Annotated in this window: 15 protein-coding genes; 12 read left to right on the plus strand and 3 right to left on the minus strand. The window is 61.8% G+C overall.

The window, feature by feature from the left end; translation table 11 throughout:
• The 12 genes from cysG to AC1Q6J_RS12160 all read left to right on the plus strand — a co-directional run bounded on the left by cysG (window position 1) and on the right by AC1Q6J_RS12160 (window position 11,581).
• On the plus strand, window positions 1-1,425 hold the full coding sequence (cysG, locus tag AC1Q6J_RS12105; RefSeq protein ID WP_492279564.1) for a siroheme synthase CysG: 1,425 nt from the start codon (window positions 1-3) through the stop codon (window positions 1,423-1,425).
• The gene (locus AC1Q6J_RS12110) at window positions 1,422-1,733 is read left to right on the plus strand and encodes a DUF2849 domain-containing protein (protein WP_492279565.1); all 312 of its coding nucleotides are present in this window, start codon (window positions 1,422-1,424) and stop codon (window positions 1,731-1,733) included. The genes cysG and AC1Q6J_RS12110 overlap by 4 nt, the downstream gene beginning before the upstream one ends.
• Before the next feature lie 25 nt (window positions 1,734-1,758).
• A complete protein-coding gene (locus tag AC1Q6J_RS12115) occupies window positions 1,759-3,414 on the plus strand; it encodes a nitrite/sulfite reductase (RefSeq protein ID WP_492279566.1) in 1,656 nt (551 codons plus the stop codon).
• On the plus strand, window positions 3,401-3,913 hold the full coding sequence (locus tag AC1Q6J_RS12120) for a DUF934 domain-containing protein (protein ID WP_492279567.1): 513 nt from the start codon (window positions 3,401-3,403) through the stop codon (window positions 3,911-3,913). The genes AC1Q6J_RS12115 and AC1Q6J_RS12120 overlap by 14 nt, the downstream gene beginning before the upstream one ends.
• Window positions 3,910-4,659 carry a phosphoadenylyl-sulfate reductase gene (locus AC1Q6J_RS12125; protein ID WP_492279568.1) on the plus strand — a complete coding sequence of 250 codons (750 nt, stop codon included), beginning with the start codon at window positions 3,910-3,912 and terminating at the stop codon, window positions 4,657-4,659. Before AC1Q6J_RS12120 ends, AC1Q6J_RS12125 begins: the two co-directional genes overlap by 4 nt.
• Window positions 4,660-4,831: 172 nt before the next feature.
• Window positions 4,832-5,818, plus strand: a complete 987-nt coding sequence (locus tag AC1Q6J_RS12130; protein ID WP_492279602.1) for a sulfate ABC transporter substrate-binding protein — start codon at window positions 4,832-4,834, stop codon at window positions 5,816-5,818.
• 26 nt (window positions 5,819-5,844) lie between these two features.
• Window positions 5,845-6,687: a sulfate ABC transporter permease subunit CysT gene (cysT, locus tag AC1Q6J_RS12135; protein WP_492279569.1), complete on the plus strand. Its 843-nt coding sequence runs from the start codon at window positions 5,845-5,847 to the stop codon at window positions 6,685-6,687.
• Between the two features lie 11 nt (window positions 6,688-6,698).
• Window positions 6,699-7,565, plus strand: coding sequence for a sulfate ABC transporter permease subunit CysW (gene cysW / locus AC1Q6J_RS12140; protein WP_492279570.1), 867 nt, complete (start codon window positions 6,699-6,701; stop codon window positions 7,563-7,565).
• A complete protein-coding gene (locus AC1Q6J_RS12145; protein WP_492279571.1) occupies window positions 7,555-8,604 on the plus strand; it encodes a sulfate/molybdate ABC transporter ATP-binding protein in 1,050 nt (349 codons plus the stop codon). The genes cysW and AC1Q6J_RS12145 overlap by 11 nt, the downstream gene beginning before the upstream one ends.
• Before the next feature lie 218 nt (window positions 8,605-8,822).
• The gene (locus tag AC1Q6J_RS12150; RefSeq protein WP_492279572.1) at window positions 8,823-9,332 is read left to right on the plus strand and encodes a CAP domain-containing protein; all 510 of its coding nucleotides are present in this window, start codon (window positions 8,823-8,825) and stop codon (window positions 9,330-9,332) included.
• 264 nt (window positions 9,333-9,596) lie between these two features.
• Complete coding sequence (locus AC1Q6J_RS12155; protein ID WP_492279573.1) at window positions 9,597-10,772, plus strand: DUF3734 domain-containing protein; 1,176 nt, start codon at window positions 9,597-9,599, stop codon at window positions 10,770-10,772.
• 20 nt (window positions 10,773-10,792) lie between these two features.
• Window positions 10,793-11,581, plus strand: coding sequence for a 3-hydroxybutyrate dehydrogenase (locus AC1Q6J_RS12160; RefSeq protein ID WP_492279574.1), 789 nt, complete (start codon window positions 10,793-10,795; stop codon window positions 11,579-11,581).
• Window positions 11,582-11,712: 131 nt separating this feature from the next.
• On the opposite strand, the gene AC1Q6J_RS12165 is transcribed toward AC1Q6J_RS12160, so the two are convergent.
• From AC1Q6J_RS12165 to AC1Q6J_RS12175, 3 genes are all read right to left on the minus strand, one after another.
• Entirely contained in the window at window positions 11,713-13,086 is a 1,374-nt protein-coding gene (locus AC1Q6J_RS12165; RefSeq protein ID WP_492279575.1) for an oligosaccharide flippase family protein, read from the minus strand.
• Window positions 13,087-13,336: 250 nt separating this feature from the next.
• On the minus strand, window positions 13,337-13,918 hold the full coding sequence (locus tag AC1Q6J_RS12170; protein WP_492279576.1) for a DUF924 family protein: 582 nt from the start codon (window positions 13,916-13,918) through the stop codon (window positions 13,337-13,339).
• Window positions 13,919-13,976: 58 nt separating this feature from the next.
• Entirely contained in the window at window positions 13,977-15,674 is a 1,698-nt protein-coding gene (locus AC1Q6J_RS12175) for a long-chain fatty acid--CoA ligase (protein WP_492279577.1), read from the minus strand.
• Between the last annotated feature and the right edge of the window lie 13 nt (window positions 15,675-15,687).

Raw genomic sequence — 15,687 nt, forward strand, 5'->3', positions numbered from 1 at the left:
ATGCGGTTTCTGCCGGTATTTCTTGATCTGCAAGCCGGCCCCATCGTTCTGGTGGGGGAGGGCGAGCCTGCGCAGGCAAAACTGCGCCTGCTGCTGGCGGCGGGTGCGCGCGTGCGCTGGTTCGCGACCGACGGCAACCATGATGTGTCGCGGCTCGATGCCGCGTCTGCTGAGCGCGTCGAGCGCGCCGCAGGTGACCCGCTTACCGCCGATCTTTCCAATGTGATTGCAATTCTCTGCGCGGGCGCCGGCGATACCGGCCATGCCATGGCGGCGCGCGCTCGTTCGCTCGGCATTCCCGTCAACGTGATGGATGAAGCCGCGCATTCCACATTCATTGTCCCCGCCATCGTCGACCGCGGTGATGTCGTCGTCGCCGTTGGCACCGGCGGTGCATCGCCTGTAGTCGCCCGCCGCGTGCGTGAACGCATCGAGGCGTTGCTGCCGGCGCGGATCGGCGATCTTGCGTCCTTCGCCGGGCGCTGGCGCGATTCGATCAAGTCGCGTCTTCCTGATTTGGCGATGCGCCGGCTGTTCTGGGAGCGCGTGATCGATGGACCGATTGGCGCGGATGTTCTTGCAGGGCGCATTCAGGACGCCGAGCGCAAGCTCATCTCGATGCATGATCCGGTGGCGTTCGCGGCAAGCGGCGGCGAAGGCTTCGTCACGCTGGTCGGTGCGGGGCCCGGCGATCCGGACCTGCTGACGGTCAAGGCGCTGCGCGCATTGCAGGATGCCGACGTCGTGTTCTACGACGATCTCGTTTCCCCTGAGATTCTCGACCGCGTGCGCCGTGACGCGGCACGGGTGCCGGTTGGCCGGCGTGTCGGCAAGCCCGGCATCGGGCAGGACAAGATTCATCGCCTGCTGATCGAAGCCGCGCAGTCTGGCAAACGTGCTGTGCGCCTCAAGGGCGGCGATCCCTTTATCTTCGGGCGTGGCGGCGAAGAGATCGCGGCGCTGCGTGCGGCAGGCGTGACTTATTCCGTTATTCCCGGCATCACCGCTGGATTGGGCGCCGCAGCCCAGTCCGAAGTGCCGCTGACTTATCGCCAGGAAGCGCTGCGCATCACGTTCCTCACCGCCCACAAGGCGGAAGATGCGGGCAACGTCGATTGGTCCGCGCTGACCGATACCAAAATGACCGTCGTGGTCTACATGGGCATGACGGCCGCGCCGACCATTCGCGAAGGTTTGCTCGCTGCAGGACGTTCGCCCGGCACGCCAGTCGGTGTGTTCGCGCGTGCGACCAGGCCCGACGCCAAGGCCGTGGTCGGCAAGCTTCGCGATCTGCCTGCGCTCGCCGAGCAGGTCGAGGGCGGTCCTGCAATCCTGATTATCGGCGACGTCGTCGCCCGATCCGCCCCGTGGCGCAATGCGAGCCCGGATGACCTCATCTCTGACCTTCTCATGGTTGCCGAATGACATCTCCCCTGCAGCAGAAAATCAAGATCACCGGTCCTTCCATCGTCACCGCCAACCGTACCGGCGACGGAGCCGTGATCTATCGCACCGTTTCGCATGGCTGGTCGGTCGAGCTGTCCGACGCCGCCATCGTCCGGACCGCAGACGACGCGCGCGCCCTGCTCGCTGAATCTGTCGCAGATGACGTTGGTGCCGTGGGCGCCTACATCGCGCCGGTGGAAATCGGCGAGGATGGCATCCAGCCCGGCAATCTGCGCGAGAAAATCCGCCAGCAGGGCGTCACCATCGATCTTCTCGTTTCGGCCTGAGCCGCGACCCTTCAAGGCAGTTGTTATGTACGCTTACGACGAACTCGACCGGACCATCGTCAACGAACGTGTCCTGGAATTCCGCGATCAGGTGGCGCGCCGTCTGTCCGGCGAATTGACCGAGGACGAATTCAAGTCGTTGCGCCTGATGAACGGCGTCTATCTGCAACTGCACGCCTATATGCTGCGGATCGCGATCCCATACGGGACGCTGTCGTCGAAGCAGATGCGCGCGCTGGCGCATGTCGCGCGCAAGTATGACCGCGGCTACGGTCATTTCACCACCCGGCAGAACATCCAGTACAACTGGATCAAACTCGCCGAGCTTCCCGACGCACTGGCGGACCTCGCCGAAGTCGGTATCCACGGCATGCAGACCTCAGGCAATTGCATTCGCAACGTCACCTCCGACCAGTGGGCAGGTGTGGCGCCGGGCGAAGTCGAGGACCCGCGCATCTGGGCGGAAATCCTGCGGCAGTATTCGACGCTGCATCCGGAGTTCTCGTTCCTGCCGCGCAAGTTCAAGTTCGCGATCACTGCATCCGAGCACGACCGCGCGGCCGTCAAGGTTCACGATATCGGCCTGCGCATTCACAGGAATGCCGCGGGTGAGACCGGCTTCGAGGTGCTGGTCGGCGGTGGTCTGGGCCGCACGCCGTTCATCGGCAAGACCATCAATGAATTCGTCAGCAGCCGCGACATCCTGAGCTATGTCGAGGCGATCCTGCGCGTCTACAACCAGTATGGCCGCCGCGACAACATCTACAAGGCGCGCATCAAGATCCTGGTCCACGAGCTTGGCATCGAGAAGTTCAAGCAGGAAGTCGAGGAAGAGTGGGTGCAGATGCGCGACGGCGCACTGGCGCTCGATGATGCCGAGGTTGAGGATATCCGCTCGCGCTTTTTCTATCCGAAGTACGAAAAGCTCCCGGACATGCCGGACGAATTGAAGAAGGCGCTGCAAAATCCGAATTTCGAGGCCTGGTACAAAAATTCCGTAGCCGAGCACAAGCAGCCCGGTTACGGCATCGTCACGCTGTCGTTGAAGCCGGTAGGCGGGCCTCCGGGCGACGCCACGGCCGAGCAGCTCGACGAGATTGCCGATCTCGCGGACAAGTATTCGTTCGGCGAAATCCGCGTCGGTCACGAGCAAAACCTGGCGCTGCCGCATGTCGCCAAGCGTGACCTGCCGGCGCTGTGGCGCGCACTCGACAAGATCGGCGTCGCGACCCCGAACGTCAATCTTGTCACCGATATCATAGCGTGCCCGGGGCTTGATTATTGCTCGCTGGCCAATGCGCGCTCGATCCCGATTGCGCAGGAAATCACGCGGCGGTTCGCCAACCATGACACCGCGAACCTGATCGGCCGGCTGCACATCAACATCTCCGGCTGCATCAATGCCTGCGGCCATCACCATGTCGGCCATATCGGCATTCTCGGCGTCGAGAAGAACGGCGAGGAATTCTACCAGATCACCATCGGCGGCCGCGCCGATGAGAACGCCGTGCTCGGTGTCCTCGTCGGGCCCGCGGTGCCATTCGATCAGGTGGCCGATGTGATCGAGGATATCGTCGAGGCCTATCTGGCGCTGCGCCAGCGTCCTCAAGAACTGTTCGTCGATGCGGTGAAGCGTCTTGGCGTCGAGCCTTTCAAGGAGCGGGTCTATGCCACTCGTTAAGGGCAACGCCATCGTCACCGACGAATTCGTGTATCTTGCCGACGACGCGGAGCTTCCCGCCGGCGGCGCGGTGCTGGTCTCCGCCGAGCGGTTTCTCGCCGACCCCGAGAAGGCGCTCTCGCGCAAGGACAGGCTAGGGGTGATCTGGCCGAACAACCGGGATATCGACGATCTGCTGCCGTATCTCGGCAGGCTGGCGGCGGTGGCGCTGGTGTTCCCGGTGTTCCGGGATGGCCGTGCCTATACCCAGGCGCGCCTGCTGCGGGAGCGGTACAAGTTCCGCGGCGAGTTGCGCGCGACCGGCCAGGTGCTGCGCGATCAGTTCGTATTCATGCTGCGCGCCGGGTTCGATGCCTTTGAGGTCAAGAAGCAGAGCGATGCCGAAGCCTTCGCCGTCGTGGCGAAGCGTTATTCGGTGTTCTATCAGCCGACCGGCGACGGCCGCGTCACGGCGTTTCACCGCCGGTTGATGCATCTGCCGGAAGGAGTGCGTTCATGACCACTGCTGCACCCTCATTCCTGTCGCAGGCGCCTGCGACCCCTTCGTCATCGCTGATCGTTGCCGAAGCCGCCGAACTTGACCGCGCGCTCGCCAAGGCGTCGCCCGGCGAGATCATCGCGGCCGCCGTCAAGGCTGTCGGCCGTGACAAGCTTGCTGTGGTGTCGTCGTTCGGCACCGAGTCGGCTGCGCTCCTGAAAATCGCGGCCGACGTCGATCCGGCGATTCCGGTGGTGTTTCTCGACACCGGCTGGCTGTTCGAGGAAACGCTGGCCTATCGCGATACGCTGACGAAGCTGCTCGGGCTCACCGATGTCCGCACCATTCATCCGTTGCCGGATACGCTCGACCGCGAGGACAAGGACCGCGATCTGTGGTTCTCGAATCCCGATCAGTGCTGCTTCATCCGAAAGGTCGAGCCGCTGGCACGTGCGCTGTCACCGTTCGATGGCTGGATCAATGGCCGCAAGCGATTCCAGGGCGGCGACCGCGCTGCAATTCCGGTGGTCGAAGCCGACGGTGCGCGGCTGAAATTCAATCCGCTGGCGAACGCGACGCTGGAGGAACTCAAGGCGCTTTATGCGACGATGAATCTTCCGCCGCATCCTTTGGTCGCATCCGGCTTCACCTCGATCGGGTGTATGCCTTGCACCAGCCGCACGCTGCCCGGCGAGGATCCACGCGCGGGCCGCTGGCGCGATCGAGGCAAGACGGAGTGCGGAATTCACGTCACCAAAACCGCATAAAATCTTGCCTTCTTGAGAATCGCGATTTCTTGGAACGTTCGTCCAGCAATCCTGCTAACAATGAAATCCGGTTTCGTTGACATAATCGCGCGAGTTCCAGAGTTTCACGCCTTCCCTGATGGCGATGATGCCGTCAGTTCGAATGGAGTTTGAAATGGTTCGCCCCAATTCAATGATCAGCCGTCTTCTCGTGATTGGAAGTTTGATCTGGGCTGGCTCTGCGTTCGCCGCGGATGTGTCGCTGCTCAATGTGTCATACGATCCGACGCGCGAGCTGTATGGCGACTTCAACAAGGCGTTCGTTGCCGCGTATCAGAAGGAAACCGGCAAGAGCATCGAGATCAAGCAGTCGCATGGCGGCTCGGGATCGCAGGCGCGTTCGGTGATCGACGGCTTGCAGGCCGACGTGGTGACGCTTGCGCTCGCCTATGACATCGACGCGATCGCCAGCAAGAATCTGATCACGAAGGACTGGCAGAAGAAGCTGCCGCAGAATTCGTCGCCTTACACCTCGACCATCGTGTTCCTCGTGCGCAAGGGCAATCCCAAAGGCATCAAGGACTGGGACGATCTCATCAAGAGCGGCGTGCAGGTCATCACACCGAACCCGAAGACCTCCGGCGGAGCGCGCTGGAATTATCTCGCGGCGTGGGGTTACGCGCTGAAGCAGTACGGCTCCGAGGACAAGGCGAAGAAGTTCGTCGGCGACATCTACAAGAACGTGCCGGTGCTTGATACCGGCGCGCGTGGATCGACTGTGACGTTCGTCGAGCGCGGCGTCGGCGACGTGCTACTGGCGTGGGAGAACGAGGCGTTCCTCGCGGTCAAGGAATTCGGCAAGGACAAGTTCGAGATCGTGGCGCCGCCGCTGTCGATCCTGGCCGAGCCGCCGATCTCGGTGGTGGACACGGTCGCCGACAAGAAGGGCACCCGCGCCGCTGCTGAAGCCTACCTGAAATACTGGTACACCAGGGAAGGCCAGGAGATCGCGGCACGGAATTTCTACCGTCCGCGCGACGCGGCGGTCGGCGAAAAGTTCGCGGATTCCTTTGCAAAGGTTGATCTTTTCACCATCGACGATGTGTTCGGCGGCTGGACCAAGGCGCAAAAGGAACACTTCGGTGAAGGCGGCGTTTTCGATCAGATCTACAAGAACTGATCTGATCGCGGAGTGGTGGGGGCATCGTGAGCGGAGGAACAGGACGACGACGGGCATTGCCGGGTTTTGGCCTCACCATGGGGCTGACGCTGACGTGGCTGTCGATCATCGTGCTGCTTCCGCTCGCAGGCCTTTTCCTCAAGACTTCAGAACTCAGCCTGCTCCAGTTCTGGGATATTCTCACAGCCCGCCGCACCCTCAACGCGCTGAAAATTTCGTTCGGCCTCGCGTTCCTCGCGGCCATCGTCAATCTCGTGATGGGCATGGTGATCGTCTGGGTGCTGGTGCGTTACAAGTTTCCCGGCCGTCGCATCTTCGACGCCATTGTTGATATCCCGTTCGCGCTGCCGACGGCCGTTGCCGGCGTGGCGCTGACAGCGCTGTTCGCGCAAAAGGGATGGCTCGGCGCGCCACTGGCGGAGTGGGGCATCAAGGTCGCCTTCACGCCGATCGGCATTTTTGTCGCGATGATCTTTATCGGATTTCCGTTCGTGGTGCGCACCGTGCAGCCGGTGCTGCTCGATCTTGAAGTCGAGGTCGAGGAGGCCGCCGCGAGCCTCGGCGCATCGCGCTGGGACATCATCCGCCGCGTGATCCTTCCAAGTCTGACGCCGGCGATTCTGACCGGCTTCGCGCTGGCGTTCGCGCGGGCCGTCGGAGAGTATGGCTCGGTTATCTTCATCGCCGGTAACCTGCCGAACGTCTCGGAGATCGCGCCGCTGCTGATTGTGATCCGGCTATCGGAGTTCCGTTATGCGGACGCGACCGCAATCGCCGTCATCATGCTGATCGTCTCGTTCCTGATCATTTTCACCATCAACCGCATTCAACGCTGGGCGCAAACGCGCGGCGTCGCGGTTTCAGTCTGAGCGGCGTCATCATGGTCACCAAACGCCGCCCCACCGCGCCCGCGCATCAGGTTAGAACCGAACCGGTGTTGGTGCGCTGGTTTCTCATCGCCATCGCGATCGGATTCCTGACGATCTTCGTGGTTCTGCCGCTGGTCGTGGTGTTCACCGAAGCTTTCTTGAAAGGCATCGGTGCCTATTTTGCCGCGCTGTCTGATCCCGAAGCGCTGTCGGCAATCAGGCTGACGCTGACGGTCGCCGTCATCTCGGTGGGATTGAACCTCGTGTTCGGCGTGATCGCGGCGTGGGCGATCGCGAAGTTCGAATTTCCCGGCAAGGTGTTCCTGATCACCCTGATTGATCTTCCGTTCTCGGTCAGTCCGGTGATCTCGGGTTTGGTGTTTGTGCTGTTGTTCGGCGCGCAGGGCTATTTCGGCACCTGGCTGATGGCGCATGGCGTGCAGATCCTGTTCGCAGTGCCCGGCATCGCACTGGCGACGACCTTCGTGACATTTCCGTTCGTGGCGCGCGAACTGATTCCGCTGATGCAGGAGCAGGGAACCCAGGAGGAGGAGGCAGCGATTTCGCTCGGCGCGTCCGGCCTGCGCACCTTTCTGCGCGTGACTATCCCCAATATCAAATGGGGTATCCTTTACGGCGTGCTGTTGTGCAACGCCCGCGCCATGGGCGAATTCGGCGCGGTTTCGGTGGTCTCGGGCCATATCCGCGGCGAGACCAACACCATGCCGCTGCTCGTCGAAATCCTGTACAATGAGTACCAGTTTGTGGCTTCGTTCGCGATCGCGTCGCTGCTCGCATTCCTGGCGCTCGTCACGCTGATCGTGAAAACGGTCCTCGAAAGCCATCTCGAAGAAGGACAGACCGCAAGTGACGATTGAAGTCCGCAACATCGTGAAGAAGTTCGGCACGTTCGCCGCGCTCGATCATGTCGATCTCAAGGTTGCCACTGGCGAACTGGTGGCGCTGCTGGGGCCATCGGGCTCCGGCAAGACCTCGCTGCTGCGGATCATCGCGGGTCTTGACTGGCCGGATGAAGGCTCGGTGATTTTCGATGGCGAAGATGCGCTGTCGCGCGGCGCCGGCGAGCGTCATGTCGGTTTCGTGTTCCAGCACTACGCGCTGTTCCGCCATATGAGCGTGTTCGAGAATGTCGCCTTCGGCCTGCGGGTGCAGCCGCGCGCGATCCGCAAGGACGAGACGCACATCAAGAAGCGTGTGAAGGAATTGCTCGATCTGGTGCAGCTCGACTGGCTGGCGGATCGCTATCCGAGCCAGCTGTCCGGCGGCCAGCGCCAGCGCATTGCACTGGCGCGCGCGCTCGCCATCGAGCCGCGCATCCTGCTGCTGGATGAGCCGTTCGGTGCGCTCGACGCCAAGGTGCGCAAGGAATTGCGCCGCTGGCTGCGTCAGCTCCATGACGAGATTCACGTCACGTCGATTTTCGTCACCCACGATCAGGAAGAGGCGCTGGAAGTCGCCAACCGCGTGGTGGTGATGGACAAGGGCAAGATCGAACAGATCGGCACGCCGGGTGACGTTTACGACAACCCGGCCACCGCCTTCGTTCACGGCTTTATCGGCGAGTCCATCGTGCTGCCGGTGCAGGTGACGGACGGCAAGGTCCGGCTCGGCGACAGGGTTCTGAACCTCGAGCCGCGCGACGCCGCGTCGGGGCCGTCGAACCTGTTCATCCGCCGCCATGATGTATCGATCGTGCCGAACGGCAGCGGTATCTTCGAGGGCGACGTCAAGCATGTGCGTGCGTTCGGCCCGACCCAGCGCGCCGACGTGGTCCTGCATAATGGCGCCAATGAGACCCTGATCGAGATCGACGCCCCGCGCGACCGCGATCTCAAGCCAGGTGACGTGGTCAGCCTGCAGCCCCGGCGCTACCGGCTGTTCCCGGCGCAGTCGTGAAATAAAAACCGAGCGTCATGGCCGGGCCTGACCCGGCCATCCATCAAAGAAGTGTCTTCCCGAAGAGATGGATTGCCGGGTCAGGCCCGGCAATGACGATATGTGATTGGCGATAGCCGATTGCCCAACATTTGGTTCCCCGCCCAATCCCACCTCCGTTCACCATTCAGCCACTGTTGGTGTGCAACAAACGCCGACCATCTGGTTGGGGAATTCATATGATACGCGTGGCGGGGGCCATTCTGGCGCTGGCGATTTTGGGTGGGTGCTCGGCCGACAATGGACCGTCCACTGAGCAGCCGGCGTTCTATCTCAGCATGGCGAGTGCCGGTGCGAAGCTCGATCCGAATGTCGCAGCCTCGATGATCTCCGGCTACCGCCAAAACAATGGCCTCGGCGCGGTTCAGGTCGATCCCCTGCTGATGAAGGCGGCGGAAGCCCAGTCGCAGGCGATGGGCGCCCGCAACAAGCTCGATCACAACGTGGCGGGGCCGCTCGACAAGCGCATCAAAGCCTCGGGCTTCGACGCCACCAAGGCGGTGGAAAACGTCTCGGCCGGGTATCATACCCTCGCGGAAGCCTTCTCGGGCTGGCGGGATTCGCCGCCTCACAAGGCCAACATGCTGGCCGGCGGTGTCACAAAAATGGGCATCGCGGCGACCTATGTCCCGAACACCAAATACAAGGTGTTCTGGACCCTGATCCTCGCTTCGCCGGATTCCAGATAAAACTTCTGTGACGGTCCCAGCTTTTTGACCGATTGACGCGGCTGCGAACAGAGGCCACCGTGCTGCAACATCGGTTCCCCGCCGATGCTAGTGATCCGGTTCTGACATTCGTATCGTATCTTTCGCAGGCACTTTTACGAATGTCAGAGCCAAAGGATCACTAGAATCATAATTTGCTAGTGTCCTTTCGTATCCGAGGTTCGCTCGGAGAGCGCTGCAAAGCGAAGCGAACCTCGGATACGGGACACTAGGTGAGTAACGCCTATGGATCAGTTTTCCCCCGACAGAGAGACCGTATCGATCCCCGCAAAGGCGCAGCGCGTGCTGGTGCTGCAAGGCGGCGGCGCGCTCGGCTCCTATCAGGCCGGCGCCTATCAGGCGCTCTGCCATCATGATTTCGAGCCGAAATGGATCGCCGGCATTTCGATCGGCGCGATCAATGCGGCGATCATCGCCGGTAATGAGCGCGAAAAGCGGGTCGGCAAACTCAAGGAGTTCTGGGAAATGGTATCGTCGGCCTCGCCGATGCCATGGGCTCCGCTGGTGCAGAGCGACCACGTGCGCTCGGTCTTCAACGAGACCAGCGCCGCGCTGATCGCGACCTTCGGCGTGCCGGGATTCTTCACGCCGCGCTTTCCGCCGGCTCCGGTCTGGCCGCCGGGCAGCCCGCAGTCGCAGAGCTACTACGACACCACGCCGTTGCGCGCGACGCTGGAGCGGCTGGTGGACTTTGATCGCATCAATAACGACGGCGTGCGCCTGAGCGTCGGTGCGGTCAATATCAGGACGGGAAATTTCGAGTACTTCGACAATCACGCGTTCAAGAAACTCGGCAAGAAAATCGGGCCGGAGCACATCATGGCCTCCGGCGCCCTGCCGCCGGGTTTCCCGCCCATCGAAATCGAAGGTGAGCATTACTGGGACGGCGGCATCGCCTCCAACACGCCGCTGGATTATGTGCTGGATGCCGAAACCAAGACCGACCTCCTGATCTTTCAGGTCGATCTGTTCAGTGCGCGCGGGCCGCTGCCGCAGTCGCTGGTAGAGGCGGCCGAGCGCGAAAAGGATATCCGCTATTCCAGCCGCACGCGCATGAACACCGACAAGGCTAAGAGGGTTCACGACGCCAAGAAGGCGGTGCGCGAGCTGATCGCCAAGCTGCCGGCGAGCTTCAAGGGTGACCCGCTGGTCGCGACACTCAACGAGGCGGCGAAGGAAAACGCCATCACGGTGGTCCACCTGATTTATCGTAGCAAGACGCACGAGGCCTCGTCGAAGGACTACGACTTCTCGCGGCTCGGGATGGTCGAACACTGGGCCGCGGGCGAGCGCGATGTGTATTGCTCCATGAGTCATCCGGAATGGCTGAACCGGCCGCAATCCGGCGAGACCATGGTGACCTACGATCTTTGCGAAGCAGGGTCGGAAAAAATCAAATGAGTGAAAACAGGAGCGAATAAATGGGTACTCTTTCCGGCAAAACGGCAGTGGTGACAGGCTCGACGAGCGGCATCGGCCTCGCATATGCGCGCGCTTTCGCAGGCGCGGGCGCCAATGTCGTGATCAACGGCTTCGGCATACCGGCGGACATCGAGAAAGAGCGCTCGGCTATCGAGAAGGATTTCGGCGTCAAGGCCGCCTATTCGCCGGCCGACATGAGCAAGGCCGCGGAAATCGCTGGCATGATCGAACTTGGCGAGAAGACATTCGGATCTGTGGACATCCTCGTCAACAACGCCGGCATCCAGTTCGTGTCGCCAATCGAAGACTTTCCCATTGAGAAATGGGATGCGATCATCGCGATCAACCTGTCATCGGCGTTCCACAGCATTCGCGCGGCGGTGCCCGGCATGAAGAAGCGCGGCTGGGGCCGCATCATCAATACCGCATCGGCGCATTCGCTGGTCGCCTCGCCTTTCAAGTCGGCCTACGTTTCGGCCAAGCATGGCATCGCAGGCCTGACCAAGACCGTGGCGCTGGAGCTTGCGACCCACAAGATCACAGCCAATTGCATCTCGCCGGGCTATGTCTGGACGCCGCTGGTGGAAAAGCAGATCCCCGATACCATGAAGGCGCGTAACATGACCAAGGAACAGGTTATCAATGACGTGCTGCTCGATGCACAGCCCACCAAGGAGTTCGTGACCGTCGAGCAGGTCGCGGCGCTGGCGCTGTTCCTCTGCGGCGACGATGCGGCGCAGATCACCGGCGCGAACCTGTCGATCGACGGCGGCTGGACGGCGGCGTAACAGTTGTTGTCATCCCGGGGCGTGAGCGCAGCGAACGAACCCGGAATCCAGCGGTTGTTTGCGATGAACTCTTCGGGATTCCGGGTCCGCGCCAAGAGCGCGTCCCGGAATGACGTGATGTTGAGAAGCGCTTAGCTTTTCTTCCCGAACGCCAGAACGTGGAAGCCGAGGCGGTTCCTGGTGATCCAGAACAGCAGGACCGTCTCGAACACCAGTGCGATGGAGGTTGCGGCGGCCGCGCCGTAGCCACCGAAGCGCGGCACCAGCAGCACGCACAACACGAGGTTGACGAGGAACGCAAGTGCGTAGGCCAGCGCGCACATGTTCTGGTGACCGAGCATGTTGAGCAGCCGTTCTACCGGCCCGATCGCGGAACGCACGATCAGGCCGATCGCCGCCACGAACATGATGCCGTAACCGGCGGTGAACTGCGGGCCAAACAGCCAGAGCAACGGCTTGCCCAGCGCCAGAAGAATGGCGGTCGCCGCAACCGAAGGCCAGAATGTCCATTTGATCGCATGGGCGATGTAGGCCGAGAGGCGTTCCTTGTCACCGGAGGCGTGATACTCGCTGAACCTGTGGGCGGTCGTCGCTGACATCGCGTAGTGAATGAACGATACCAGCGCCAGTGTCTTGACCACGGCGAAGTAGACGCCGACATCTTCCGACGACCGGAATTGCTGCAACACCAGCACGTCGGTGTACGACAGCAGCAAATAGAAGCCTTCGACGATCATGATCGGCAGCGACACCTTCAGCCAGCTCCGCACATCGTAGGTCTTCGGTCCGGGTTCGACATTGGCAGTCAGGCGGCGGTTGAGAACGACCAACTGGCCGATCATCGCGATCCACACCGCAGCTGCGCTGGCGATCATCGCCGCCGTTGCGCCGAGGTTCATGCCGAGCGCAACCGCGCCCGCCGTGAAACCGATAATCAGCGTCTGCCGCACGATGAACTGCGGCATCAGGCCGAGGCGCATCCAGTCATAGGAGCGCGCCAGGCCATCCTGTGTGTTGGCGACGACGAAGGCGGGCAGGACGAGGCAGCCGATGTAGAGTGGCACCACGGTACGGGCATCGATCCATGGCGACAGGATTGTCACCAGACCCGCGAGCAGCAGCGCGATGGTGGTCGACGCGGCCAGCGTCATCCAGCGGCTGCCCGACAGGAAGCCGCGCAGCAAAGAGAGCTGTCCGCTGGCGCGATATTCGGGAATGATCTTTTGCGCGGACACCGCGATGCCGAAGTCCAGCACGCTGCCGAGCAGCAACACCCAGGTCCAGACGTAAACATAGATGCCGTAATCCGAACCGCCCATCCAGCGCGCGAGCAGCACCTGCGAGAAATAGGCGAGACCGGCGCTCAGCACGCGAATGAGGAAAACGGTGCCAGCGAGGCGCTTGGTCAACGAAGCCTCGGAAGTGCCGGTGAGTACGTCGCGCAGCCGCGTGATCACACCCGCGGGCTTCGTTCCAGACGCGCTCTCAGCTTCCATGATGGCCACGGCATTCGATCCTGATCCGCTGATATGGCGGCAGGATGCGCCTTAGCAAGGATTCGTTAAGATTTGGTTGGATCGGGCGACAGCGGGCGTGGCACGCGGCAGCAACTTACACTCAGGGTCGTCCCCGCGCAGGCGGGGACCCATACTCCCTGATTGCAGTTGTCGAAGACTGTCTCGGAGAGCGTTCTCGGTACAACGTAGCCCACGACGCTATGGGTCCCCGCCTTCGCGGGGATGACGAAAGAGGTGCCTATCCCTTGAACCCGCCCTCATCCAGAAACGCCGCTTCTTCCGGCGTGGTGGCGCGGCCGAGCACGGCATTGCGATGAGGGAAGCGCCCAAACTTGCGTATGATATCGGCGTGTAGTTCGGCCCACTTCAGCCCGTCTGCGTCGCCTTTCGTCCGGAACAGTTCGATGCATCGTTCCTGATCGTGCATCGCCTCGGAATGCTCGAACGGTAGATAGAGAAATGAGCGCAGCTCAGGATTGATGCGCTGGTCGCGGCCCTCAGTAATGGCGCGCGCGGCAACGCTGCGGGCAAGAGCATCCGTCGAGAAGGCGCGCGGATCGTTGCGGAACATGTTGCGGGGAAACTGGTCGAGCACGATGACAAGCGCCAGCACGCGGTCATCGCTCTCCTGCCACGCATCCAGCTTGCCGTCGCGGGCCGCTTCCCACACACTCATAAAGCGGTCGCGCAGTTCCTGATCGAACGCGTCGTCCTTGCCATACCAGCGCTCGTATCCGGCATCGCGCCAGAAGGTGAGGATGTCGGAGGGGGAGATCTGGGGATTTGTCATGCAGGCATTGGCTCGGTCAGAATGAATCATCAACGTCGTCCCCGCTTTCGCGGGGACGACCATGAGAGTTTTGTTACGACAGTTGACCTCAGCTTGCCGCCGCCGCGGCGGCCTTCGGCTTCTCGTCACGCAGTTCGCGGCGCAGGATCTTGCCGACATTGGTCTTCGGTAGTTCGGTCCTGAACTCGATATGCTTGGGCACCTTGTAGCCGGTGAGTTCGGTCGCTGCGAACTTGATGATGTCCTGTGCGGTAAGGCTGGGGTCCTTCCTCACCACGAAGGCCTTCACCGCCTCGGTGGATTTCGCATCAGGCACGCCGATCACAGCGCATTCCAGCACGCCGGGATGACTCGCGATCACTTCCTCGACCTCGTTCGGATAGACGTTGAAGCCGGAGACCAGGATCATGTCCTTCTTGCGGTCGACGATCTTGGTGTAGCCGTCGGGCGACATGATGCCGATGTCGCCGGTGCGGAAGAAGCCATCGGCGGTCATCACCTTCGCGGTTTCCTCCGGCCGGTTCCAGTAGCCCGCCATCACCTGCGGACCCTTGGCGCAGATCTCGCCGGCTTCTCCGAGCGGCACTTCATTGCCGTTATCATCGCGGATCGAGATGATAGTCGATGGCAGGGGAAGCCCGATCGTGCCGCTGTATTCTGTTGCGTCCGCGCGCGTGACCGTGAGCGACGGCGACGTTTCAGACAGGCCATAGCCTTCGGACAGCGGACGTTTGGTGATTGCCTGCCATTTTTCGGCCACCGGCCGCTGCGTGGCCATGCCGCCCCCGACGCAGATCAGCAGACGAGAAAAATCAATCTTCGCGAAATCCGGATCATTGAGCAGCCCGTTGTAGAGCGTGTTCACCGCCGGCAGACTGTGCATCTTGTACTTCTGCAGCTCTTTCACGAACCCCGAAATGTCGCGCGGGTTGGGGATCAACAAGTTGACGCCGCCGGCGCGCACCGAGAGCAGGAAGCAGGCCGTCAGCGCGAAGATGTGATAAAGCGGCAGGGCGCAGACGTTGAAGAACTGCTGGTCCGACGGCAGCTTGCCCAGCGCGGGCTGCAGCCAAGCGTCGTTCTGCAGCACGTTGGCAAGAATATTGCGATGGAGCAGCGTTGCGCCCTTTGAGACGCCGGTGGTGCCGCCGGTATATTGCAGGAAGGCGACGTCGTCGCCGGTCAGCTTCGGCTTGTTCAGCTTCAGCTTGCGTCCGGCTGCGAGGGCGTCATTGAACGCCACCGCGTTCGGAATCGAGAACGCCGGCACCATCTTCTTGACCTTGCGCACGACGAAATTGACGATCACGCCCTTGAAACCGAGCAGGTCGCCCATCGTGCCCATGATGACGTGCTTGATGCGGGTTTTGGCGATGACCTTCTCCAGTGTGCTGGCGAAGTTCTCCAGGAGAATGATGGCCTCGGCGCCGGAATCGTTGAGCTGATGCTCGAGCTCGCGCGGCGTATAGAGCGGATTGACGTTCACCACGGTGTAGCCGGCTCGCAGAATGGCGGCGGAGGCGACCGGGTTTTGCAGCACGTTCGGCATCATAATGGCGACGCGCGCGCCCTTCTGCAGGCCCTTGCTTTGCAGATAGGCGCCCAGTGCCGCCGACATTTCGTCGAGGTCGCGATAGGTGATCGACTTGTCCATGCAGATGAAGGACTTGCGGTCGGCAAATTTCTTGAAGCTCTCTTCCAGCAGCTCCACCAGCGACGGATACTGATTGACGTCGATGTCGGCGGGCACGCCTGCCGGATATTGCTTGAGCCAGATACGTTCCATGATCACTCCCCTC

This window comes from Afipia sp. MLSD5-FHT05B12 (genome assembly GCF_058793355.1).

Bases quoted from the DNA above. Each gene is read 5' to 3' on its own strand.
- cysG (WP_492279564.1), top strand. From the start codon at position 1: ATGCGGTTTCTGCCGGTATTTCTTGATCTGCAAGCCGGCCCCATCGTT.
- AC1Q6J_RS12110 (WP_492279565.1), top strand. From the start codon at position 1,422: ATGACATCTCCCCTGCAGCAGAAAATCAAGATCACCGGTCCTTCCATC.
- AC1Q6J_RS12115 (WP_492279566.1), top strand. From the start codon at position 1,759: ATGTACGCTTACGACGAACTCGACCGGACCATCGTCAACGAACGTGTC.
- AC1Q6J_RS12120 (WP_492279567.1), top strand. From the start codon at position 3,401: ATGCCACTCGTTAAGGGCAACGCCATCGTCACCGACGAATTCGTGTAT.
- AC1Q6J_RS12125 (WP_492279568.1), top strand. From the start codon at position 3,910: ATGACCACTGCTGCACCCTCATTCCTGTCGCAGGCGCCTGCGACCCCT.
- AC1Q6J_RS12130 (WP_492279602.1), top strand. From the start codon at position 4,832: ATGATCAGCCGTCTTCTCGTGATTGGAAGTTTGATCTGGGCTGGCTCT.
- cysW (WP_492279570.1), top strand. From the start codon at position 6,699: ATGGTCACCAAACGCCGCCCCACCGCGCCCGCGCATCAGGTTAGAACC.
- AC1Q6J_RS12150 (WP_492279572.1), top strand. From the start codon at position 8,823: ATGATACGCGTGGCGGGGGCCATTCTGGCGCTGGCGATTTTGGGTGGG.
- AC1Q6J_RS12155 (WP_492279573.1), top strand. From the start codon at position 9,597: ATGGATCAGTTTTCCCCCGACAGAGAGACCGTATCGATCCCCGCAAAG.
- AC1Q6J_RS12160 (WP_492279574.1), top strand. From the start codon at position 10,793: ATGGGTACTCTTTCCGGCAAAACGGCAGTGGTGACAGGCTCGACGAGC.
- AC1Q6J_RS12170 (WP_492279576.1), bottom strand. From the start codon at position 13,918: ATGATTCATTCTGACCGAGCCAATGCCTGCATGACAAATCCCCAGATC.
- AC1Q6J_RS12175 (WP_492279577.1), bottom strand. From the start codon at position 15,674: ATGGAACGTATCTGGCTCAAGCAATATCCGGCAGGCGTGCCCGCCGAC.